Genomic DNA, 21,814 nt, shown 5'->3' with positions numbered 1-21,814 from the left:
CATGGCCGATAGACGGCCGCCTGATGCCTCTCTAGGCTTTAGCCGGCCTGGCGGGCAAGAAAATTCGCAGATGTTTCATAGGCCCAGTCCCAGAGTGACTGGGCATAACTGCGCGTGACCAACAGGCTGAAATGCTCCGCATGCCAGCGCACGACCGTCACGTCGATATGTTCGATCATCGTGGCCGCTACGCAACGGTCGGGCCAGGCGGCAAAGTTGACGATGAGACCGCTTGCCAGAACCTCCTGCACGCCGGATCCCTGCAGGTCGAGCAGCAGGCGCGAGTCGCTCTGGTCGAAGACCGAGCCGGTTTCCATCGGGATGTCCGCAACCAGGCGTGCTGCCCTTTCGGCATCGACATCCAGCAGCATCGCGCTGCCCGGTGCGGTGGAGAAAAAGCTGCCCCCTTCCTCGAGCGGGAAGAGTTGCCCCGGCTCGGGCCAGGCCAGGGACGGCAGGACCTGCTCCATCGCCTTGGCAAGGGCATCCTTTTGACCCGGCCAGGCCATGCATTGCAGTAGGTTGTGCGGGCGTTCCAGCCTGAGCTGCAGGCCTGCGGCTTCAGCGGTATCCGTCGGGAAGCGCTTCAGGATGGTACGGGCTGCCTCAGGCATTCATCCGTGCTCCTTCGGGGTCATAGAAATGCGGGCTGACAACGACGACGGGAACCTCTTCTCCTGTCAAGGGAGATGAAGCGGTCAGGCTCTCGCCATGTCGCGCGCGCCCGTCGTGCAGCAGGGCGAGTGCTATGTATTTGCCGATGGCCGCACCATAGGTCGGCGAAGACACATGCCCCTGGGCGTCCAGTGGCGGCTCCTTCTCTCGGACTGTCTTGCTGTCCAGTAGTTGGGCGCCCGGCGGGATGGGCTGGCCGTTGCCGGAGACCAGCCCGACCAGTTGGGGGCGGTCGGCTTCCAGCATGGCTTCGCGCCGTGCCAGGGCTTCCCCGAGGAAATGTTTCTTCTTGGACATCAGGCCACCCAGGCCCAGATCGTCTGCTGTCGTGCGGCCATCCAGCTCCGGACCGGCAACATGCCCCTTCTCGATGCGAAGCGAGCCCAGGGCCTCCAACCCATAGGGGACAATTCCCTGGGGCTTGCCGCTTTGCAGCAGATTCTTCCAGACGGCTTCGCCGTGTGGGGCGGGCGTATAGACCTCGTAGGCCAGTTCTCCGGAATAGCTGAGACGCGCGATCCAGACCGGGGCGCCGTCGATTTCCGCCGCCTTCACGTCCATCGGGCGGAAAGAGTCGTTGTCCAGTTCCGTACCGGAAACGCAGGTCTGCAGGACGGCACGGCTGTTGGGGCCGGCAATGGCACAGCCGCTCCAGAGATCGCTTACGGACACGAGATGCACCTTCAATTCGGGCCAGACGGCTGCCAGCAGGAACTCCAGATGCTTCATGACACCGCCAGCGTTCCCCGTGGTGGTGGTCATGAGGTAACGGTTCTCCTCGAGCCGCCAGAGGGTGCCATCGTCGAAGACCATGCCGTCTGTCCGTAGCATAAGTCCATAGCGGGCCCGGCCCACCTTCAGGTTTCCCATGCGGTTGGAATAGACGCGGTCCAGGAACTCTGGAGCATCCGGTCCCTTGATCTCGATCTTGCCGAGTGTGGAAACATCGGTCAGGCCCACACGCTCACGCACGGTGCGGGCTTCACGACGGATGGCATCGATCAGGCTTTCGCCTTCACCGGGATAGGCACGTGGCCTTTGCCACAAGCCAACCTCGACCATGACAGCGCCCTTCTCCACATGCCAGTCGTGCAGGGGTGTGCGGCGCAGCGGCCGGAAGTGTGTTCCGGTCGAGCGGCCAGCCAGGGCGCCAAGTGATACCGGCGTGTAGGGAGGGCGAAAGCGCGTGGTGCCGGCCACGTCCAGGGGCACGTCCAGCAGCGAGGCCATCATGGCCAGGCCGTTGATGTTGCTTGTCTTGCCCTGGTCGGCAGCCATGCCCAGGGTGGTGTAGCGCTTCAGGTGCTCGACGGACACGAAGCCTTCCTGGTGCGCCAACCGGACATCACGGGCCGTAACGTCATGCTGCAGGTCCACGAAGGCCTTTCCCTTGCCGCCCTGGACCTGGAAAAGAAGGCGTGTGGAGCCCGGTTTGCGGCTGTCCAGTCCTTCGGGAGCAGATGTCTCTGAACTTGGCGTGAGACCGCAGTCCCTGGCGGCCGCGCTGCCGGCCTGCAAGCCCTGTTGCCAGGCCTCGGACAGGCTGTCCGCGCCGCCAATGGCACCGGCGGGCTGCCAGTCCTGCAGGACCTCACCCGGCATGAACTGTCCGCGTTCCGCATCATACTGCGGCTTGCCGCCGGCCTGTGCCGTCAGGTGAATGACCGGGCTCCAACCACCGCTGACAGCCAGGCAATCCGTACGGATGCTTTCCTGTTTGCCGTGCGGGCGGCCCTCCGCATCAAGTTCGGTCAGAATGGCCCCGGTTACGGCCTTGCGGCCCTCTGCCGCCAATATCGTGCTGCCTGTTCGAACAGGAATGGCCAGGCCTTCTGCTTCGGCGGCCAGGTCCGCGGGCGGTTCGTGGCGTGCGTCGGCCAGGCAGGCAACCTCGACCCCGGCATGTGCAAGGTCGATGGCTGTGCGATAGCCGCTGTCGTTGGTGGTTGCGATCACGACCCTGCGGCCGGCTGCGACGGCGTAGCGATTGGCATAGCTGCGCACGGCCCCCGACAGCATGACGCCGGGCAGGTCGTTGTTGGCAAAGACAAGGGGGCGTTCCAGAGCGCCCGTGGCCAGCACCACGCGCCGGGCCTTGATGGTCCAGTGACGATGGCGCGGTTGACCGGCCTGGGGCAGGGGATGGTGATCGCTGACGCGCTCCACGGCACCCAGGATATTGTCGTCGTAATATCCATAGACCGTGGTGCGGGGCAGGTAGTGCACACGCCCCGTTTTGGTCAGTGTCGCAATTTCCCGGCGGGTCCACTCAAGGCTCGTCTTTCCATCCAGCTTTGTGGTTTCGCTCAGAAGGGACCCGCCGGGTACGGGCAACTCGTCAGCAAGCAGTACATCTGCGCCGGCGTCCGCCGCGCTGCGTGCGGCAGCCAGTCCGGCGGGACCGGCGCCGACCACCAGCACATCGCACCAGGCGTGCCGTGCATCATAGTGGTCCGGATCCGGTTCCATGGAGGCCTTGCCCATGCCGGCCGCCTTGCGGATGAATTTCTCGTAGAACATCCAGGCGTGGCGGGTCGGCCCCATGAAGGTCTTGTAGTAGAAACCGGCCACGAAGAAGGGGGAGAACAGGCCGTTCATCGCACCGATGTCGAAATCCAGACTGGGCCAGCGGTTCTGGCTTTCCGCCATCAGGCCGTCATAGAGTTCCACGCCGGTTGCCCGGCAGTTGGGTTCGTGCCGTGCCCCATGACGCAAGCCGACCAGGGCATTGGGTTCATCCGCACCGGCAGCATAGATGCCGCGGCGTCGATGATACTTGAAGCTGCGGGCGACGGTCTCCTGACCATTGGCCAGCAGGGCCGAGGCCAGGCTGTCGCCCTCATAGCCGGTCATGGGCTGGCCATCGAAGGTGAAACGCAGCTTGCGCTCCCGGTCGATGTGTCCGCCGTTGTTCAGGCGAAAGCCGCTCATTGCTTGGCCTCCGTATTCCGGGGGGCGGTTTCACCTGCCCAGGGGCCGGCGACTTCAACTTTGTGAATGCTGTGTGTGGTGGTATCGCGCTCGACGATCAGGAACTGGCGGCAACCGTGGACATGCTGCCAGTATTCGCGGTGAGGGCCGGCCGGGTTGCGACGCTGGTAGACAGTGTCGGTCCAGCTGCCGATGTCCTGGCTGTCGAGTGTCGGCCAGCTGATCGTGGCATCCCCTTCGTAGGTGAATTCCTCCAGATGCCGATGGCCGCAGAATGGGCAGTTCAAGTACATGAGCCGATGTCCTGGTTGGTTAAGCCGTCTTGGGTCCGGGCGCGACGCGGTCAGTGCAGGCGTGGCACCGGTCCGGCCCCCTTTTCGTCAAGCGTCCGGCCCGTTCGGAAGCGGTCGAGCCGGAAAGCGGCATTGAGATCGTGTGGCTCGTCACGGGCAATGGTATGGGCAAAGCACCAGCCGGAAGCCGGTGTGGCCTTGAAACCGCCGTAGCACCAGCCGGCGTTGATGTAGAGGCCTTCCTTTGGCGACTTGTCGATGATGGGGCTGCCATCCATGGACATGTCCATGACCCCGCCCCAGTGGCGGAGCAATCGAAGGCGTGAAAGGTTCGGGAACAAGGTGACCGCCATGGAGGCGACGTCCTGCACGATGGGGAGGTTGCCGCGCTGGGCATAGGAATTGTATCCGTCCAGGTCCCCGCCGAAGACCAGGCCACCCTTGTCGGACTGGGAGATGTAAAGGTGGCCGGCCCCGAAGGTCACCACGGTGTCGATCAGGGGTTTGAGCGGCTCGGAAACAAAGGCCTGCAGTACGTGGCTTTCGATCGGCAGGCGCTCGAAGCCGGCCTTGGCGAGGACGCGGCTGCTGTTGCCGGCAACGGCGACGCCGACCTTGCCTGCGCGCACCGGCCCCTTGACGGTGTCGACCCCGACGATCCGGTCACCTTCGAAGAGGAAACCCTGGACCTCGCAGTTCTCGATGATGTCGACACCAAGGGAATCGGCGCCACGGGCATACCCCCAGGCCACCGCATCGTGCCGGGCTGAACCGCCACGCGGTTGCAGCAGGCCACCGGCCACGGGAAAGCGGGCCTTGTCCGAAACGTCCATGCCTGGAACCATGCGGGCGACCTGGTCGCGATCGAGCAATTCGGCATCTATGCCGTTGATGCGCATGGAATTTCCGCGCCGCATGTAACCTTCCAGCTGGGCGGGGGAGTGGGCCAGGTTCAGGACGCCACGCTGGCTGAACATGACATTGTAGTTCAGGTCGCGGCTCATGCCCTCCCAGAGCTTCATGCCCCACTCATAGAAGCGGTTGTTCTGCGGCAGCAGGTAGTTGGAACGCACGATGGTGGTGTTGCGGCCGACATTGCCACCTCCGATCCAGCCCTTCTCGATGACCGCGACATTGGTGATGCCGTGCTCTTTTGCCAGGTAGTAGGCTGTGGCCAAGCCATGGCCACCGCCGCCCACGACAATGACGTCATAGTGCGACTTGGGCTGCTCGAGGGCGCGCCAGGTGCGCGTCCAGCCCCGGTGGCCCTTCAGGGCCTGCCGTGCAAGCGATAAAGCGGAGAAATGCATGTCACCCTATCCGGTGTTCGTGATCTCCTGTAGATAAGCAGACTCTTGGTACATTCGCGATACCCATCGTATTCTTCGTTTGTTTTTATCGATTTTTCCGATGCAGAAATTGCTGCCGAAGCAGCCGCGGGTCCGTCTTTCAGGCAACAAAATGCGGATGAACAGATGCTTGCAGGCTGTTGTCATCACTGACGGCTTTAGCTAAAGACAGGAGGAGGTTGTACTTGGCCTGTTGCACTCTCGCCAAGAATCACCCATAGCTCTAGCTTCTCGGATTGCGGTCCGCTTTCGGGCCATGATCACAAGGAACAGGGAAAATATAATCATGTTCAAGAAATTTCTGACCTCTACGGTCATGGGCGTTGCGGCACTTGGTGTCGGCGCCTCTATCGCTGCCGCTGACGTCCTGGAAGACGTCGAGGATCGCGGCACCCTGATAGCCGGCGTCAAGGCCGACTATCCTCCCTTTGGCTATCGTGATTCCGGAGGCGATATCGTCGGTCTGGAAATCGATCTGGCCGAAGACATCGCCGAGCGTCTGGATGTTGATATCGAACTCGTCCCGGTGGTTGCTTCCAACCGCATGGAATTTCTGGAGCAGGGCAAGGTTGACGTCCTGATCGCCACCATGACGAACACGGATGAGCGTGCAAAGGTCGTCGATTTCGTTGAGCCGGGTCACTATGCTTCGGGCACCAACATCCTGGCGCCCAAGAAAGCCGGTTTCACCGAGTGGTCCGATCTGGAAGGCAAGCCGGTTTGCGGCGTTCAGGGGGCCTTCTACAACCGTCGTACCCAGCAGGACTACGGCGCTGAGCTGATCGCCTTCAAGGGCACGTCCGAGGCTTATACCGCGCTTCAGCAGGGCCGTTGCCTGGCTTTCGTCTATGACGATGCCGCACTTCTGGGTCAGCTGGAGAACGAGGAGTGGTCCGAGTTCGAGATGCCGCTCGAAACCATCGACGAATCTCCCTGGGGCATTGCCGTGGCGAAGGGTGAAGACAACTTCCGCGAAATGCTGGAAGAGGTAGTCATCGACTGGCACGGTTCGGGCACGATCCTCGAGCTCGAGGACGAATACGGCATCAACAACACGCCGTATGCCAAGCGGATGCACGAGGAATACAAGAGCGAATAACCTGTATATTTCGTAACAACGGCGGATGAGTCTTTACAGCTGGCTCATCCGCCGTTTTCTTTACGGCTTGACTGGAGCAGCCAAAACGGAGCGGTAGACAGGCGTGGATATATTCTACAACTGGTTCCGGGAACTCTACGAGGCGACCGGGATCAACCTTCCGATCTTCTACAATACCTTCGACCGGGAGCGTTTCTTCTCGGGGCTTATGATGACGATCTACCTGTCTGCCGTCAGCCTGATCGCTTCGGTCGTGATTGGGGTCGTCGGTGCCTGGCTGCAGGGATCGAAGCTGGTGTGGACGCGGCGAATCGTGCAGGTCTACATCCAGTTTTTCCGCAATACGCCCCCGCTGGTACAGATGTATTTCTTTTACTTCGGTCTCAGCGCCTTGCTGCCGACCTTTGAGAACGAATACGGTTTCCAGCAACCGATTCTGGGCGCCTTCGCCTGGGCCTGTATCTCGCTCAGCTTCTTTGCCGGCGCCTTCAATGTCGAGATTTTCCGCTCCGGCATCGAGGCGGTGCCCGAGACGACGCGTGAGGCCGCCGAGTCCCTAGGTTACAGCCGACTTGGCGCCTACATTCACGTGATTCTTCCACTGGCGTTCCGGGTCTGTCTGCCAGCCCTGAACAACAACCTGGTCAATCTGGTCAAGACCACAACACTGGCTTATGCCATTGCGGTGCCCGAACTGCTTTATGTATCCGGACAGATCTGGTCGGACTACGCCAACGTGCCTGAAATGATGACAGTGCTTCTGCTGATCTATGTGGGGCTGGTGGGCATCCTGGTCATGAGCATGAATCGCTGGGAGCGGGCGATGCGCCTGCCAGGGTACGGAACATGACCAGAAAGGCAAACTCTCGCCAGCGTCTGCAGGCTTCCCTGCAATCCGGCACCGACCTGCCTGTGCTGCGTCCGCGCAGCGAAGTGGCGGCGGCATATGCGGAGAAGGACGGTCTTGCGTTCCTGCGCCTTAATCTCAAGGCTTGGCATGGACTTGTCCTGCTGACGCTTCTGCTGTTCAGTGCGGGCGTGGCCGAGGCCCAGAGCGGCAATGGGCGGGAAGGCGTCTTTTCGATCCTGATCAAGTGGACGCCGCTTCTGCTCGACGGCTTCGTTTTCAATATCCTCATCTCCGTGATGTCGATGGCCCTTGGAACCGTTGTCGGAGCCTTCCTGGGGCTCATGCAGATCTCGCTGTTGCCGCAGGTGCGGTTCGGCAGCTGGTTCGTCACCCAGTTCTTCCGCAACGCGCCTTGGCTGGTGTTGCTGTTCTACGCCATGTTCATGCTGCCCTTCCAGTTCGAGATCGCAGGCGTGACCATTCCCTTCCCCGACTGGGTCAAGGCGGTGATCGGATTGAGCCTGCCGGTCATGGCAAACGTCTCGGAACTGGTGCGCGGCGCCGTACAGTCGATTCCTTCGGGGCAGTGGGAGGCAGCCGAATCCCTGGCCTTCACGCGCCGCCAGCAGATCTGGCAGATCATCATGCCGCAGTGCGTGAAGCGGATGCTGCCACCCTGGATGAACCTCTATGCCATCCTGACCATGGCGACCGTTCTGGCTTCGGTGGTTGGGGTGAACGAGGTCATGACCTTGGCCGATCAGGTCAAGGCGGCCGAAGGTGGGCGAACCGACCTGCTGGCGCCGCTCTACGGGTACATACTCCTGTTGTTCTTCATCTATTCCTATCCGATTGCGCGCCTGACGGTACAGCTGGAGCGCAGGTACGCGGTGAAGATCTAGTCAGACTAGTCAGCAAGGCCGTATACGGCAAAAAGGGACTCTTGCATGAGCACAGCAAACTGGACCGACGACCAACCGATCGTTTCGTTGAAGGACGTTCACAAATCTTTCGGCGATTTCGAGGTCCTCAAGGGCATTTCCTTCGATGTGAAGAAGGGTGAAGTGGTTTGCATCATTGGTCCGTCGGGATCGGGAAAGTCCACGCTGATTCGTTGCATCAATGCCCTGACGGAAATCAACAGCGGGTCCATCAAGGTCGAGGGGATCGAGGTCAACGATCCCAACCTCGACAAGCTGGAATTGCGCAAGCGCGTGGGCATGGTCTTCCAGCAGTACAATCTCTTTCCGCACCGCACGGCCATACAGAACGTGATGATGGCGCCCGTACAGGTCCTGAAGCAGCCGAAGCAGGAGGTCGAGGAACGGGCCTATGCGCTGATGAAAAAGGTGCGCCTGGACGGGAAGGAACACAGCTATCCCGGAGAGCTTTCAGGCGGCCAGCAGCAGCGTGTCGCGATTGCCCGTTCGCTCGCCATGAACCCCCAGGTCATGCTGTTCGATGAGGTGACGGCGGCGCTGGATCCGGAAACGGTGAAGGAGGTGCTGGCCACCATCAAGGACCTGGCCCAGGATGGCATGACCTGCATGCTGGTGACCCACGAAATGGGTTTTGCCAAGGAGGTGGCCGATCACATGTACTTCACGGACCAGGGTGTGATCGTGGAAGATGGCCCGCCAGCGGAGTTCTTCGCAAATCCCAGGGACGAACGCACCCAGAAGTTCCTGGGGCAGATCATCTGAGCGCCTGCAGCAGCTGCAGGACAACTTCGCCCGGCGCTTCGGCGCGCATGACTTCGCCCATCACGGCAACACCGACTGCGCCGGCTTCCAGGCAGTCGCGTGCGTTCGTCGTGTTGATCCCCCCCAGGGCAAGCAGGGGCGGGGAAAGGCTTGCCGCCTCCTTGCGCAGTCCCTCCAGTCCCAGGGCCGGGCCATAACCGGGTTTGCTCTGCGACAGAAAGATCGGGCTCAATGTGGTGTAATCGGCGCCTTCAGCGGCGGCTGCGACAAGATCCTCCCGCGAATGTGCCGATAGTCCGATTAAGGCAGCAGCCCCCAGCCTGGAACGGGCAATCGGGATCTCGCCAGGCTGTTGAAGATGCACGCCAGCGGCTCCGACCTCTCTGGCCAGCGTCCAGTCCCCGTTTATGATCAATTGGGCGCCGTGCGCCCGGGCGGATTCGGCCAGGCGCTCTGCCAGGGCGGCGCGCTCAGCCATGGGCAGGTCCCGATCCCTCAGCATGAAACTGCGCAATCCGGTGTGAAAGGACCAGGCAGCAATCTGATCGAGACTGTAGCGTGCCTGTTGCCGGTCACTGATGACCATAAGCGGAGGCAGCTGTCCGGTCATTACGAGCCAACCAGCCCCATCTGCGGGCTTGATGCCTCGGCATGCGGGCGCTTCGGAATGCGTCCGGCCAGGTGTGCTGCGCGGCCGGCTTCGGCGGCATGGCGCACGGCGCGTGCCATGGCCACGGGATTGCGTGCCCTGGCAACGGCGGTGTTCAGCAGCACGGCATCGCACCCCAGTTCAAAGGACTGCACCACATCGGAAGCGGTGCCCAGGCCGGCGTCGATCACCACCGGCACCTCTGCCTGCCGGCAGATCAGTTCTATGTTTGCGGGATTGGCAACGCCCATTCCGGAGCCAATCAACGAGCCCATGGGCATTACGGCCGCGGCCCCCAGATCCGCCAGGCGTTTGCAGATCACCGGGTCGTCATTGCAATAGGGCAGGACGGTAAAGCCGTCCTTGACCAGTTCGTCCGTTGCCGACAGCAACTGCTCGACGTCGGGATAGAGGGTTTCCCGGTCACCTATGATCTCCAGCTTGACCCAGTTTGTCTCAAGAGATTCGCGGGCCAACTGAGCCGTCAGGATGGCATCGCGTGCCGTTTCGCAGCCGGCCGTGTTGGGCAGGAAGTCATAGTCCTCAAGCAGGTCGACCGGGCTTTCCGCATAGCCTTCCAGGTCCAGTCTGCGGATCGACAAGGTCACCAGTTCGGTTCCGCTCTCTTCCACGCAATCCAGCATCACCTGCAGGTTGGGATAAGCCGAGGTGCCCAGGAAAACGCGGCTGGAGAACTGGCGGTCGGCAATGGTCAGGGGGGTGTCGTCGGACATGATCTCGGCTTTCTGCGGCTTAGCCGCCTGCCAGGGGGCGCACGATCTCGATGCGGTCGCCTTCTGAGAGGGTTTCCTTAGGCCAGCTGTCGCGCTTCACCAGGGCGCCGTTGCGCGCGATGGCGATTCGCCGTGCCGACGGGTCGATCCCGCGCTGTTGCAGCAGGTCCTGCAGGCTGCCCTGTTCCACGCGGGTTTCTTCACCATTCAGATTGATCGTCAATGACATGATTGAACCATCCTATTGATATTGCAGATGGGACTTCTTCCTGCGAGCTGACAAGGGCTTGAAGCGCGCCAGCGTGAAGGGGCGGGCGGCTTCGGGCAGGGCCCCCGTCAGGATCTCCTGGGCAATGCAGTGTCCCGTTACCGGAGCGAGCAGGATGCCGTTCCTGTGATGGCCCGTTGCCAGGTGCAGTCCGGGAACGGCTGTTTCTCCCAAAACCGGTGCGTCGTCACGGCAGCCGGGCCGAAAGCCGCTCCAGCACTCGATCAGAGGCAGGTCCTCGATACCGGGCAGGGCGCGACGTGCTCCTTCGATCAGTGCATAGATGCCGCCGGCCGTGATGCTGTCGTCGAATCCGCGTTCCTCGACAGTGGCACCGATGATCAGGCGTCCATCAAGGCGTGGCACGCAATAGATCTGCTCGGTCCAGAGGACGTGTTCCAGCAAGGGGCTGTGCGGCACCATCTGCAAGGCAAGGGACTGGCCTTTCAATGGGCGAACCGGCGGCATTGCCTCTTCTGGCAAGCCTGGCAGGCCGCGGCTCCAGGCCCCCGCTGCCAGAACGACAGTCTTCGTTTCCAGGATATCCCCATTGCCAAGCGATATGCGTTTTCGCGCAGGGTCGGAACAGTCGAGAGCCTCGACTTCGCACTCTTCGCGCAGGCTGCCGCCCGCGTTCAGATAGGCCTGCTTCAGGCTTTCGGCCAGTTGGCGATTGTCCACCTGGTGATCCTCGGCACTGAAGATTGCAGCAGCTGCGCTTTGTCTCAGGTGTGGCTCGCGCTGGCGCAGTTCGGCAGCTTCAAGCCAGCGCAACGGCAAGCCGAGGGATGACTGGAATTCATGGCGAAAGCGCAGGCGCTCCACTTCATCGCGGCTGAGTGCCACGACGAGGGTGCCTTCATCCCGATAATCGGGGCGTTGTCCACTGCTGGTCTCAAGACGATCCAGGTAGCCTGGCCAGAGTTGCTGTGCCCAGCGGGTGAGTTGCAGCAGTTGCTCTTCGCCTGGTTCACATTCCGCGGCTGCAGCCAGCATGCCGGCGGCTGCGTGCGTGGCTTCCTGTCCGCAGCGCCCACGTTCCAGGATGGTCACCGTCTTTCCGGCTTCGGCAAGTTCCCAGCCGATGGCCAGGCCGCAGACGCCGCCGCCTATGATGATGACCTGTTGGTCCTTCGTGTTGTTGATCGTTTCCTGTGCCACGTAACTCCCTTCGCTGGCATGACCCAGTGCAGGTTCCATGGGTGTGATCTCAGCCGCACAAGCTGCGGCACCCCAGTATTCGTCTATCCCAAAGATGAAGGCGCAGTCCCTGTCTTGCAAGGCTTTGGGAGAATTATAATTAACTGTTATAACATGTGAAATATATAAAATAATTTCACATTGTGTGGAATTAATTGACTCTCACATCAAAACTGGTAAATATGTTTGGAGAATTGATATTATCACATTAGTGAAGTGGTAAATAATCCATGAGGTACTTTCCCCTGTTTCATGACTTGCGCGATGCCGCTTGCCTGGTGGTTGGCGGCAATGAAGCCGCTGCGCGCAAGGTGCGGCTTTTACAGCGGACAGAGGCCAGGCTTCACATTGTTGCGCCCGAATTGAATGAAGAGCTTGCCGCACTGGCCTCTGCGGGTGAGGTGGAATGGCATGCCCGGCGTTTCCGTGCGAAGGACCTCGAGGACAAGAGCCTGGTGATTGCGGCTTCAGGCGACGAGCGCGTCGATGGACGAGTCTCGCGACTGGCCCGGGCGCGCAGGTTGCCGGTCAACCTGGTCGACCGTCCCGCCCTGTCGTCCTTCATCGTGCCGGGCATGGTCGATCGGAACCCTGTCACGATCGCCATTGGCAGCGGCGGCAGTGCCCCGGTTCTGGTGCGCCAGCTGCGCGAGCGTATCGAAGCCCTGCTGCCTGCACGGCTGGGAGACTTGGCACGCTTTGCCGATCGTTTCCGGCCTGCGGTGAAGTCCGTGATCCCGGGTGAGGAGGGGCGCCGGCATTTCTGGTCACGCTTCTTTCGCGGCCCTGTCGCGGAAGCTGTTCTGCAGGGCGATGACCGACGGGCCACAGACGGGATGCTGACCCTTGTCAATTCCGCCCCTGAAGGTCGGGACAACCAGCAAGGCTCCGTCGCCCTGGTTGGGGTTGGTCCGGGAGATCCGGATCTCCTGACCTTTCGGGCCCTGCGCCTGATGCAGGAAGCAGACGTGGTGGTCCACGACAGGCTGATCAGCGAGGGCATCCTGGACTGTGTCCGGCGCGATGCCGAGCGTATCCATGTGGGCAAGGCCAAGGGAGCCCACTCCATGAGCCAGGACGAAATCAACAGGCTTCTCGTGCAGCAGGCACGTGCCGGCAAACTGGTGGTGCGCCTGAAAGGGGGTGACCCCTTCATCTTCGGACGTGGAGGAGAGGAGCAGGCTTACCTTCAGACGCATGAAATAGCGGTCCAGGTCGTCCCCGGCATCACGGCGGCCACGGGCTGTGCCGCAACCGCGGGCATTCCACTCACGCACAGGGACATGGCCTCTGCCGTGACCTTTGCGACGGGTTACAGCCGTGAAGGTCTTCCGGATCTGGATTGGCAGGCTTTGGCTGCCGCCCGGCAGACCCTGGTCGTCTACATGGGTGTTTCAAATGGAGGGGAGATTGCCAAACGGCTGATGGACAAGGGCTTGTCCGCGCAAACACCGATCGCCGTGGTGGAGAAGGGCACCTTGCCCGAGCAGCGGGTTCTCGGCAGCCACTTGGCCGATCTTGGTGACCTGCTTAAGCGCGAGCAGGTCGAAGGGCCTGCGGTCCTGATGATCGGCTCCGTCGCGGCCTCTGCCCAGAATCTGACGCCGGCTGAAACACCCTTGGCGCTGGCCGTCTGAACACGAGGAAGAATGCAATGTATCTCAAGGCTATAACAGCCAATCGCCTGCGCGACGGGCGTGTCGTCTATCTCTCTGAAGCTGGAAACTGGTCACAAAGCCTGGAAGGCAGCCGTCTGGCCAGGGATGAGGAGGAACTCCAGAGCCTGCTGGACCAGGCCGAGGTCAGCGTGCTGCGCAACGAAGTGGTGGCCCCCTATGCCATCGATGTCCTGGAGCTGGACAGTGGTTATCTGACCACGCGTTGCCGTGAGGAAATCCGTTCCACAGGACCAAGCCGACGGACCGACGCAGCCTGAACGGTTTCAGACCGGAGGACACAATGTATCGCTATGACGAATTTGATGAAGCGCTGGTGCGTGAACGCGTGGCCCAGTTCAGCGACCAGGTGCAGCGTCGCCTGAATGGAGAGCTGAACGAGGACGAGTTCAAGCCGTTGCGGTTGATGAACGGCCTCTATCTGCAGCTTCACGCCTATATGTTCCGGATCGCCATCCCCTATGGAACGCTGTCCTCGGTGCAGCTGCGCAAGCTTGCGCATGTGGCGCGCACCTATGACAAGGGCTACGGACACATCACCACGCGCCAGAACATGCAGTTCAACTGGCCGCGGCTGGAGGATGCTCCGGCGATCCTTTCGGATCTGGCGGACGCGCAACTGCACGCCATCCAGACCAGCGGCAACTGCATCCGCAACACCACGGCCGACCAGTACGCCGGCGTGGCGGCGGACGAGATCGCCGATCCGCGCCATTACTGCGAGATCATTCGCCAGTGGTCGACCCTGCACCCGGAATTTTCCTTCCTGCCCCGCAAGTTCAAGATCGCGGTCACCGGGGCGGAAGAGGATCGCGCGGCCCTGCGCACGCACGACATCGGCCTGCGCATGCGTCGCGACGCGGATGGCAATCCGGGTTTCGAGGTGATGGTCGGCGGTGGGCTTGGCCGCACGCCGGTGGTCGGCGTGACGATCCGCGAGTTCCTGCCGGAAGAACACCTGCTGTCATATCTGGAATCAACCCTGCGGGTCTATAACCAGCTCGGCCGGCGCGACAATATCCATAAGGCGCGCATCAAGATCCTGGTGCAGTCTGTCGGTCGCGACGCGTTCGCCCGCATGGTCGAGGAGGAATGGGCACAGCTGCGCGACGGCTACCTGACCCTGCCGCAGGAAGAGCTGGATACCATTGCCCGCTACTTTGCTCCCCCACCTTACGAAACGCTGGAGGATTCGCCACCCGAACTGGAGCTTTGGCAGAGCACCAGTCCCGGCTTTGCCGCCTGGATGAACGAGAATGTGGCTGCGCACAAGCAGGCCGGCTACGCCATCGTGAACATTTCGCTGAAGCCGGAAGGCGGCGTTCCGGGCGATATCACGGCGGAGCAGATGGATGTGGTCGCCGACCTGGCCGAGCGCTACAGCTTCTCGGAAATCCGCGCAACACACGAGCAGAACCTGGTCCTGCCGTACGTGCGCAAGCTGGACCTGATGGCGGTCTGGCAGGGCCTGCAGCAGGCCGGGCTGGCGACGGCGAACATCGGGCTGATCAGTGACATGATCTGCTGCCCCGGCCTGGATTACTGCAACCTGGCCAACACCCGTTCGATCCCCGTGGCGCAGGAGATCAGCGAGCGCTTCGCCGATCTCTCGAAACAGCGCGATATCGGCCCCCTGAAGATCAAGATGTCCGGCTGCATCAATGCCTGCGGCCATCACCATGTGGGTCACATCGGGATTCTTGGCGTCGATAAGAAGGGTCAGGAGTACTACCAGATCACCCTGGGCGGCAGCGCCGAGAACGAGACCACGCTGGGGAACATCGTCGGTCCGGCCTTCAGCGCCGCCGAGATCGGCGATGCCATGGAGACCATCGTCGACACCTACCTGACAATCCGCGAGGAGGGCGAGAGTTTCCTGGAGACCTATCGCCGCGTCGGACAGCAGCCCTTCAAGGAGACTCTCTATGCCGCTCATTAAGAACGGACAGCAGGTCGCGGACCCCTGGCTGGCGCTCGGAGACGAGGAGACTTTGCCTGAGGACGTGCCGGTCATCGTCTCATTGGAACGCTGGCAGCAGGAGAAGGACGTGCTCCAGACGCGCGGAATGGAACTGGGACTTCGCCTGCGCAGCGACCAGTCGCCCCAGCAGGTGGCCGAAGATTTGCAGTTTTTCTCCCTGATTGCTCTCGAGTTCCCGAAATTCACGGACGGGCGTGCCTATTCCTACGCCCGCCTGCTGCGAGAACGCCATGGCTTTTCCGGAGAGCTGCGGGCCGTCGGCAACGTCCTGCGCGACCAGCTTCTCTTCATGCAGCGCTGCGGCTTCGATGCCTTCGAACTGCCCGAGAACGCGCCGGTGGAGGCCTGGCTCAGGGCGCTGGAGGACTTCTCGGTCTGGTACCAGCCGGTCACCGACAATCGAGCCCCGGTGTCGTCCCTGCGGCGGCGCCTGCGGGTTGCCGCGCAGTAGGAGGACTTGTCCATGCAGGAGCTATCGACAGTCTCAAGCCTGGCTGGCGCACCAGGGCCAGCGGATCCCATGCTTCAGGCCATGCACCTGGAAACGGAGACCCGCGAGTTCTATTCCCTGGAGCTACTGGATTTCTTGGTCCATAGGGCTTTCCCTGGCCGAATTGCGCTGGTTTCCTCCTTCGGGGCGGAATCTGCCGTGTTGCTGGACATGGTGGCCCAGGTGAATCGTCATATACCCGTGATCTTCCTGGAAACCGGAAAACACTTCACGGAAACCCTGATGTACCGAGACCGGCTTGCCGAACGTCTGGGGTTGAGCGATGTGCGCGATGTCAAGCCGGAGGCCGCCAGGCTAGATCGTGAGGATCCGGAAGGCACGCTTTGGCAACGGGCCCCCGACCGCTGCTGCCATCTGCGCAAGGTCCTGCCGCTGGCACAGGCACTTGAAGGGTTCGATGCCTGGATTACGGGACGCAAGCGCTATCAAGGCGGCGAACGTGAACGTTTGCCGCGTGTCGAGGCTGCGGAAGGACGAATCAAGGTCAATCCGCTGGCAGACTGGTCCCTGCAAGAGATCCGCAATGCCTTCATGGCACGCGACCTTCCAGCGCACCCGCTGACGCGCGTTGGCTATCCTTCCATTGGCTGTGCGCCCTGCACAAACCCGGTGATTTCCAGGGAAACACCGCGTGCTGGGCGGTGGCATGGCCTGGGCAAGACCGAGTGTGGAATACACAAACCGGTGTCGTCTGTGGAATGAGCGGCTTTATTCGACGGGTGGAATTGCCTATGCTGGACGGATACCGGAATTCCGGCAGCCAGTCAGAGCGTGCTGCCAGCGTACAGGCAGCGCGGGGTTTGCGCTGTGGTTTGCGTCATGTCCGGAAGGCCCTATGTGATATGCAAGATGGACGCTTGCGGCAAACGCGCCCCAAAAGGTCTTTATCTTGTGGTATGAAGCCGCCAAATGGACGATTCGAGAGTTGTCCGAATGGCGTGCACAACATGACCTGCCTCGGCTCTCGTAAACGCGCACCCGGGATTCCCAGGGTGATTGATCAGGATAATGTCCCGCGTGCAGGGCCGGTGGAACCAACGAGCCGCCCTGTGAGACAACCCTGAGGCAGGGAAGAATGAAGATGGACGAGAACGTGATTGCCTTTGAGAAGAACCAGCCTATAGAAACCGACATTGTCATTGTCGGCGCGGGTCCAGTGGGCCTTTTTGCCGTGTTCGAAGCCGGCTTGCTGGGCCTGAAGTGCCACCTGATCGACAATCTCGACAAGGTGGGTGGGCAGTGTGCCGAGCTTTATCCGGAAAAGCCGATCTATGACATTCCGGCGCGCCCGCACTGTACGGGTCAGGAACTGGTCGATGACCTGATGAAGCAGGCCGAGCCCTTCGAGCCCGTTTATCACCTGAATCAACAGGCCGATAGCCTGTCCAAGATGGAGGATGGCCGTTGGCGGCTGGAAACAAGCACCGGCACAGTTTTTCATGCCACGGTGATCGTGATTGCAGCGGGCGCCGGCAGTTTCGTGCCGCGCCGCCCACCCCTGGAAAACCTGGAGCAATATGAGGATAGTTCTATCTTCTATGCTGTCCGTCGCATGGAGGCTATGCGAGACAAGCGAATCGTGATTGCCGGGGGTGGTGATTCGGCCCTCGATTGGACGCTGAGTCTGCATCCCCTGGCCAGCCAGGTGACCCTGATTCACCGTCGTGACCAGTTCCGTGCGGCGCCCGATTCCGTGGAAAAGATGCGCCAGTTGGTCGCCAATGACGAGATCAACCTGCAGATCGGTCAGCTCAAGGAACTGAAGGGGTCTGGCGGACAGCTGGAAGCCGTTCAGGTCAAGGGTGCGGATGGTGAAATGCACGAGGTGCCCTGTGACGTCCTGCTGCCGTTCTATGGCCTGAAGATGGAGTTGGGGCCGATCGCCGAATGGGGTCTGAACCTGGATCGCGACCTGATCACTGTGGACACGGAGAAATTCGAAACCTCTGTGCCCGGTATTTTCGCCATCGGCGACATCAACTATTATCCAGGCAAGCTGAAACTGATTCTTTCGGGCTTCCACGAGGCGGCCCTGATGGCACAGCAGGCATTCCGCTACTGCCGGCCCGATGAGAAGCTTGTCTTCCGTTACACCACATCATCCACGGATCTGCAGAAGAAGCTGGGTGTGATATGAGCTACATCGTTGTTGTTGATCGCGAGGGCCAGGAGCATCGGCTGGATGCCCTCAACGGCTGGCGCATCATGGAAATCATCCGCGACCACGAGCTGCCCATAAAGGGCGAATGCGGCGGCTGCTGCAGCTGTGCGACCTGTCATGTCTACGTAGACGAGGATTGGCAGGGGCGCCTGCCACGGCGCGAGGATGAGGAAGACGAAATGTTGGACGAGGCCTTTGGCGTTGAGGACAATTCACGCCTGAGCTGCCAGATTCTCTTTTCCGAAGAGCTCGAGGGCTTGCGTGTCTACCTGGCGCCGGAAGGCGTCTGAAGCTGCAGCTTCTGCCACCTGCCTGCGTGCGGCGCATGGCTGTTGCCCGCTTGTGTCGCTTCCCAGCCCTGCTTTTTCCGACAAGAATATACCCCCAGTAATGCAGGTTTGAGCGACCACCCGATTTCCGGGTGGTCGCTCTTGCTTTCGCCTGTCCGGATGCAGTCCTGCAAGTCCGGTTCACTATTGGATGCTTGTCGAAAGAGATGTCAGCTATCGCAGAGGAGAGCACGAAAGTTCGCGCCAAGCCCCCAATCGGCATCCTGATCGCGGCCAGCGCCATCGGGCCACTCGCGCTCAATATCTTCATTCCCTCCATGCCCGGACTGCAGCATACCTTTTCTGCGGATTATGCGACGGTCCAGCTGACGCTGACACTCTACCTGATTGGCCTGGCGGTCAGCCAGTTGTTGTACGGCCCTCTGTCAGATCGCTACGGTCGCCGGCCTTTGTTGCTGGGCGGACTCGGGCTGTTCGTCCTGGCCAGCCTGGCCTGTTCGCTGGCAACCTCCATTGAAGGCCTGATTGTTGCTCGTGTTCTGCAGGCCGTGGGCGGCTGCTCCGGTATTGTCTTGTGTCGCGCGATCGTCCGGGACATTTACGCGCGGGACAAGGCCGCCAGCATGATCGGCTATATCACCATGGCCTGGGTGTTGGCTCCCATGGTGGCGCCCCTGATCGGCGGTATCCTGGATACCTGGTACGGCTGGCAGGCCAGTTTCTATTTCCTGGTGATCACAGGTGCCCTGGTGTTCCTCGCCTGCCTGCGCTGGCTGCACGAAACCCATTTCGACCGTAGCACCACCAACGGCCTGCGCGGTTTCGTCGCCGGTTTCCCGATCCTGCTGAAACGCCGGGAGTTCCTGGCCTATGCGTTGCAGCTGTCCTTCAACTCTGGTGTCTTCTTCTCGTTCCTGGCGGGGGCGCCTTATGTGATGACCGAAACCCTGGGCCGCAGCCCTGTGGAGTACGGCATCTATTTCGCACTGGTCTCGCTGGGATACATGGCAGGCAACGGCCTGGCCGGTCGCTATTCGGTTCAGCGCGGCATCGACTCCATGATCCTGCTGGGACTGACTGCCACGTTGATCGGAACGGCGATCATGATGGCCTTCGTTGTGGCCGGCGTGTTGCACCCCCTGACAATCTTCGTCCCCATGCTGCTCTGTTCGCTTGGCAACGGGCTGTCCATTCCCAATGGCCTGGCCGGTGCAATCAGTGTTCGTCCCGACATGGCCGGCGTCGGGTCCGGGCTTGCGGGTTTCATCCAGATGTCCCTGGGGGCCATGATATCGCAGCTTGTGGGCTTCCTTCAGGATGGCGCCGTCTATCCGCTGTTCGTGATCATGCTGACCTCTGCCGCATTGGCCTGTCTGGCGAATTTCTTCGGACGCGCCAAGACAGCCCGCCGAGGCGGTTGAGTGGTCTGATCAGGCGGCGCAGCCATATCCGCGATCCATCCTGATGGGTTCGATGGGCCGAACGCGTCTATCTTCGTCCGTTGCATGGAAGGTGGCGTTGCCCGTTGACGGGTCCAGCACCATCAAGCTGAGGACTCCCGTGGCGAAAGCGCCTGTGTCCATGGAAATGCGGTTCTCGGTCACAACGGGGCAGGGCGGATCGATCATGGGCGTGTGGCCATGCACGACGACATGAGACAGCGGGCCCTGATGATCGAGGAAGGGGCCCCGGATCCAGATGCAGTCTTCCGGCCGCTGCTCCAGGATCGGCCGCTTGGGGTTCACACCAGCATGAACGAAGGTGTAGCCGCCGACGGTTTCCTGGATTGAGGCTTTGCGCAGCATGGCATGATGGTGGCCATAGGTTTCAGCAAGCCTTTCACGCACCAGTGCCGGTTCGCTTGCAGAAAGGCCGTAGGAGTCCAGCGTTGCATCGCCCCCGTTCAACAGCCAAGCCGGCTCCGGAACGCCTTGCTCAAAGAAGTCCAGAAGCCAGCTGTCATGGTTGCCCAGGATCAAGCGGGACTGGGGCCAGGCCTGCAGCGCCTCGTAGACCAGTTCCATGGCGCGTCGGTTCTCCGGGCCACGATCCACGATGTCGCCCAGGAAGATGACTTTCGGCTGTTGGCCTTGCCGGGCGGCATGGCCGTCCACGAATTCCAGAATCCTCTCCAGCAGGCCTGCGTGGCCGTGAATGTCACCAATGGCATAGATCGGGGCATTGTCTGTCACGGATGACTCCTTGCCGTGGAGGGGGCACTTGTCGTCGGGCCGGTGCAAACCAGCTTGATCTCAGGACTCATATGGGATCGAGAAAGCCAATGTGCAGGTTGCCGCGCGTTCTTTGCGTTCTGAGCCTGGCCTTCATGTTCTCACTGTCGATGGCGGGGGCCGTGCGTGCCGAGCCGGAGAACTCTGGTTTGTGGGAGGACCTGCGCAGTGGGCGGGCTGTGGCCCTGATGCGCCATGCGCTGGCGCCGGGAACCGGTGATCCGCCAAACTTCAAGCTTGGGGACTGCAGCACACAACGCACCCTGTCGGAAGAGGGCCGGCAGCAGGCCAGGGCCCTCGGGGATCTCTTCCGCAGGAACGGGATCGCTCGGGCCGAGGTGCGGTCCAGCCGTTGGTGCCGTTGCCTGGAGACCGCAGAACTCCTGGATCTCGGAGACGTCACGAAGGCGCCATTTCTTGATTCCTTCTTTGCAGAGCGCGCGAAGCAGGCGGACCAGACCGAAGCGGCCAAGGCCGCCATTCACGCGCATCTCGAACAGGGTGACGGGCCGCTCGTCCTGGTAACCCACCAGGTCAACATCACCGCGTTAAGTGGCGTCTACCCTGCATCGGGAGAAATCGTACTGCTCAGTCTTGATCCTGATGGTTCCGCATTGAATGTGGCGGGACGTTTAAGGCAGGACTTCTGAAGATTCAGTCGTTTTTCCGGGCGCGCAGTTCGGCAATCGCCTCGCAGACAGCCTCGAAGGGCAGCAGGGCCGAGCCGTGGCGATGGCGCATGTCGATGGCCGGCAACAACAGTTCCAGGTCCTTCCAGTCGCCCTGCGGCGCTTCGGCTTCCTGTTTTAGCATCTGGCGTATCTGCGCGCTGATGCGTTCGGCCTCGGCAAAGGACTTGCCCGGAAGCTGCCGGGCAAGAACCGCGGTTCCGAGTTGTCCGAGAGAACAGGCGCGTACGGCATAGCCGATGTCCGTTACCGTTTCCCCATCAACCGAGAGGTCAAGCGTCAGGGTACTGCCGCAGATCGGACTGCGTTGATCCACTGTGACATCGGGGCTTTCGAGACGATGGTCACTTTCCACCTGGCGCGTCAGTTCATGCAGACGCGTGCTGTAGAGTTCCAGGAGATCATCATCCAAGTGGGCGCTCACACTGCTCTCCGCCAATTTCCAGCCAACATTCCCGACCTCCAAGGTATTCAGCACCCTGCCGGCTCGACAAGGGAAAGTTCCAATGGACAGCCGATGCCCC

General features: G+C 61.3%; 23 protein-coding genes and 1 riboswitch. Of the genes, 13 read left to right on the top strand and 10 right to left on the bottom strand.

Annotated elements, in window-relative coordinates:
• Positions 1 to 38: 38 nt before the first annotated feature.
• The 4 genes from BP38_RS0111750 to BP38_RS0111735 are packed head-to-tail and all read right to left on the bottom strand — an operon-like array spanning position 39 to position 5,209.
• On the bottom strand, positions 39 to 614 hold the full coding sequence (locus BP38_RS0111750; protein WP_026987884.1) for an aminomethyltransferase family protein: 576 nt from the start codon (positions 612 to 614) through the stop codon (positions 39 to 41).
• Positions 607 to 3,606 (bottom strand): sarcosine oxidase subunit alpha family protein, encoded by a 3,000-nt coding sequence (locus BP38_RS0111745; protein ID WP_026987883.1) that lies wholly within the window; start codon positions 3,604 to 3,606, stop codon positions 607 to 609. The genes BP38_RS0111750 and BP38_RS0111745 overlap by 8 nt, the downstream gene beginning before the upstream one ends.
• Positions 3,603 to 3,899, bottom strand: a complete 297-nt coding sequence (locus BP38_RS20410; RefSeq protein ID WP_035725029.1) for a sarcosine oxidase subunit delta — start codon at positions 3,897 to 3,899, stop codon at positions 3,603 to 3,605. The genes BP38_RS0111745 and BP38_RS20410 overlap by 4 nt, the downstream gene beginning before the upstream one ends.
• A 50-nt stretch (positions 3,900 to 3,949) precedes the next feature.
• Positions 3,950 to 5,209 carry a sarcosine oxidase subunit beta family protein gene (locus tag BP38_RS0111735; RefSeq protein WP_026987882.1) on the bottom strand — a complete coding sequence of 420 codons (1,260 nt, stop codon included), beginning with the start codon at positions 5,207 to 5,209 and terminating at the stop codon, positions 3,950 to 3,952.
• Positions 5,210 to 5,534: 325 nt separating this feature from the next.
• On the opposite strand from BP38_RS0111735, the gene BP38_RS0111730 reads away from it, so the two are divergent.
• The 4 genes from BP38_RS0111730 to BP38_RS0111715 all read left to right on the top strand — a co-directional run bounded on the left by BP38_RS0111730 (position 5,535) and on the right by BP38_RS0111715 (position 8,900).
• Positions 5,535 to 6,347: a transporter substrate-binding domain-containing protein gene (locus BP38_RS0111730; RefSeq protein WP_026987881.1), complete on the top strand. Its 813-nt coding sequence runs from the start codon at positions 5,535 to 5,537 to the stop codon at positions 6,345 to 6,347.
• Positions 6,348 to 6,450: 103 nt separating this feature from the next.
• Positions 6,451 to 7,197, top strand: coding sequence for an amino acid ABC transporter permease (locus tag BP38_RS0111725; RefSeq protein ID WP_026987880.1), 747 nt, complete (start codon positions 6,451 to 6,453; stop codon positions 7,195 to 7,197).
• Positions 7,194 to 8,099: an amino acid ABC transporter permease gene (locus BP38_RS0111720; protein WP_051609298.1), complete on the top strand. Its 906-nt coding sequence runs from the start codon at positions 7,194 to 7,196 to the stop codon at positions 8,097 to 8,099. Before BP38_RS0111725 ends, BP38_RS0111720 begins: the two co-directional genes overlap by 4 nt.
• Before the next feature lie 45 nt (positions 8,100 to 8,144).
• Positions 8,145 to 8,900, top strand: coding sequence for an amino acid ABC transporter ATP-binding protein (locus tag BP38_RS0111715; protein WP_026987878.1), 756 nt, complete (start codon positions 8,145 to 8,147; stop codon positions 8,898 to 8,900).
• Here the strand turns inward: BP38_RS0111715 and BP38_RS0111710 are convergent.
• The 4 genes from BP38_RS0111710 to thiO all read right to left on the bottom strand — a co-directional run bounded on the left by BP38_RS0111710 (position 8,893) and on the right by thiO (position 11,712).
• Complete coding sequence (locus tag BP38_RS0111710) at positions 8,893 to 9,510, bottom strand: thiamine phosphate synthase (protein WP_026987877.1); 618 nt, start codon at positions 9,508 to 9,510, stop codon at positions 8,893 to 8,895. The genes BP38_RS0111715 and BP38_RS0111710 overlap by 8 nt on opposite strands.
• Positions 9,510 to 10,283 carry a thiazole synthase gene (locus BP38_RS0111705; protein WP_026987876.1) on the bottom strand — a complete coding sequence of 258 codons (774 nt, stop codon included), beginning with the start codon at positions 10,281 to 10,283 and terminating at the stop codon, positions 9,510 to 9,512. Before BP38_RS0111705 ends, BP38_RS0111710 begins: the two co-directional genes overlap by 1 nt.
• Positions 10,284 to 10,302: 19 nt before the next feature.
• Positions 10,303 to 10,512 (bottom strand): sulfur carrier protein ThiS, encoded by a 210-nt coding sequence (thiS, locus tag BP38_RS0111700; RefSeq protein ID WP_026987875.1) that lies wholly within the window; start codon positions 10,510 to 10,512, stop codon positions 10,303 to 10,305.
• A gap of 12 nt (positions 10,513 to 10,524) precedes the next feature.
• Positions 10,525 to 11,712 carry a glycine oxidase ThiO gene (gene thiO, locus BP38_RS20405; protein ID WP_245602398.1) on the bottom strand — a complete coding sequence of 396 codons (1,188 nt, stop codon included), beginning with the start codon at positions 11,710 to 11,712 and terminating at the stop codon, positions 10,525 to 10,527.
• Positions 11,701 to 11,797: riboswitch (TPP riboswitch) on the bottom strand. Its footprint overlaps the gene before it by 12 nt.
• A 184-nt stretch (positions 11,798 to 11,981) precedes the next feature.
• Between thiO and cysG the strand changes: the two genes are divergently transcribed.
• The 8 genes from cysG to BP38_RS0111655 all read left to right on the top strand — a co-directional run bounded on the left by cysG (position 11,982) and on the right by BP38_RS0111655 (position 19,791).
• Positions 11,982 to 13,388, top strand: coding sequence for a siroheme synthase CysG (gene cysG, locus BP38_RS0111690; protein ID WP_026987874.1), 1,407 nt, complete (start codon positions 11,982 to 11,984; stop codon positions 13,386 to 13,388).
• Between the two features lie 17 nt (positions 13,389 to 13,405).
• Positions 13,406 to 13,687, top strand: coding sequence for a DUF2849 domain-containing protein (locus tag BP38_RS0111685; RefSeq protein ID WP_026987873.1), 282 nt, complete (start codon positions 13,406 to 13,408; stop codon positions 13,685 to 13,687).
• Between the two features lie 23 nt (positions 13,688 to 13,710).
• On the top strand, positions 13,711 to 15,366 hold the full coding sequence (locus BP38_RS0111680; protein WP_026987872.1) for a nitrite/sulfite reductase: 1,656 nt from the start codon (positions 13,711 to 13,713) through the stop codon (positions 15,364 to 15,366).
• Positions 15,353 to 15,859, top strand: coding sequence for a DUF934 domain-containing protein (locus BP38_RS0111675; protein ID WP_026987871.1), 507 nt, complete (start codon positions 15,353 to 15,355; stop codon positions 15,857 to 15,859). Before BP38_RS0111680 ends, BP38_RS0111675 begins: the two co-directional genes overlap by 14 nt.
• 12 nt (positions 15,860 to 15,871) lie before the next feature.
• Positions 15,872 to 16,621, top strand: a complete 750-nt coding sequence (locus tag BP38_RS0111670; RefSeq protein WP_035725025.1) for a phosphoadenylyl-sulfate reductase — start codon at positions 15,872 to 15,874, stop codon at positions 16,619 to 16,621.
• A 373-nt stretch (positions 16,622 to 16,994) separates the two neighbouring features.
• Positions 16,995 to 18,056: an NAD(P)/FAD-dependent oxidoreductase gene (locus BP38_RS0111665; protein ID WP_245602397.1), complete on the top strand. Its 1,062-nt coding sequence runs from the start codon at positions 16,995 to 16,997 to the stop codon at positions 18,054 to 18,056.
• Entirely contained in the window at positions 18,053 to 18,370 is a 318-nt protein-coding gene (locus tag BP38_RS0111660; protein ID WP_026987868.1) for a 2Fe-2S iron-sulfur cluster-binding protein, read from the top strand. Before BP38_RS0111665 ends, BP38_RS0111660 begins: the two co-directional genes overlap by 4 nt.
• Before the next feature lie 206 nt (positions 18,371 to 18,576).
• Complete coding sequence (locus BP38_RS0111655) at positions 18,577 to 19,791, top strand: multidrug effflux MFS transporter (protein WP_051609297.1); 1,215 nt, start codon at positions 18,577 to 18,579, stop codon at positions 19,789 to 19,791.
• A 9-nt stretch (positions 19,792 to 19,800) separates the two neighbouring features.
• Here BP38_RS0111655 and BP38_RS20400 read toward each other — a convergent pair whose 3' ends face one another.
• Positions 19,801 to 20,562 (bottom strand): metallophosphoesterase, encoded by a 762-nt coding sequence (locus tag BP38_RS20400; protein ID WP_051609296.1) that lies wholly within the window; start codon positions 20,560 to 20,562, stop codon positions 19,801 to 19,803.
• Between the two features lie 134 nt (positions 20,563 to 20,696).
• Here BP38_RS20400 and BP38_RS0111645 point away from each other — a divergent pair, with 134 nt between their 5' ends.
• Entirely contained in the window at positions 20,697 to 21,251 is a 555-nt protein-coding gene (locus BP38_RS0111645; RefSeq protein ID WP_026987866.1) for a histidine phosphatase family protein, read from the top strand.
• 4 nt (positions 21,252 to 21,255) lie between these two features.
• On the opposite strand, the gene BP38_RS0111640 is transcribed toward BP38_RS0111645, so the two are convergent.
• Positions 21,256 to 21,714: an iron-sulfur cluster assembly scaffold protein gene (locus BP38_RS0111640; protein ID WP_162175158.1), complete on the bottom strand. Its 459-nt coding sequence runs from the start codon at positions 21,712 to 21,714 to the stop codon at positions 21,256 to 21,258.
• Positions 21,715 to 21,814 lie beyond the last annotated feature (100 nt).

Source organism: Fodinicurvata fenggangensis DSM 21160, from assembly GCF_000686045.1.
GTDB lineage: Bacteria > Pseudomonadota > Alphaproteobacteria > Kiloniellales > DSM-21159 > Fodinicurvata > Fodinicurvata fenggangensis.
This window is presented reverse-complemented; position numbering and strand designations above follow the sequence as displayed.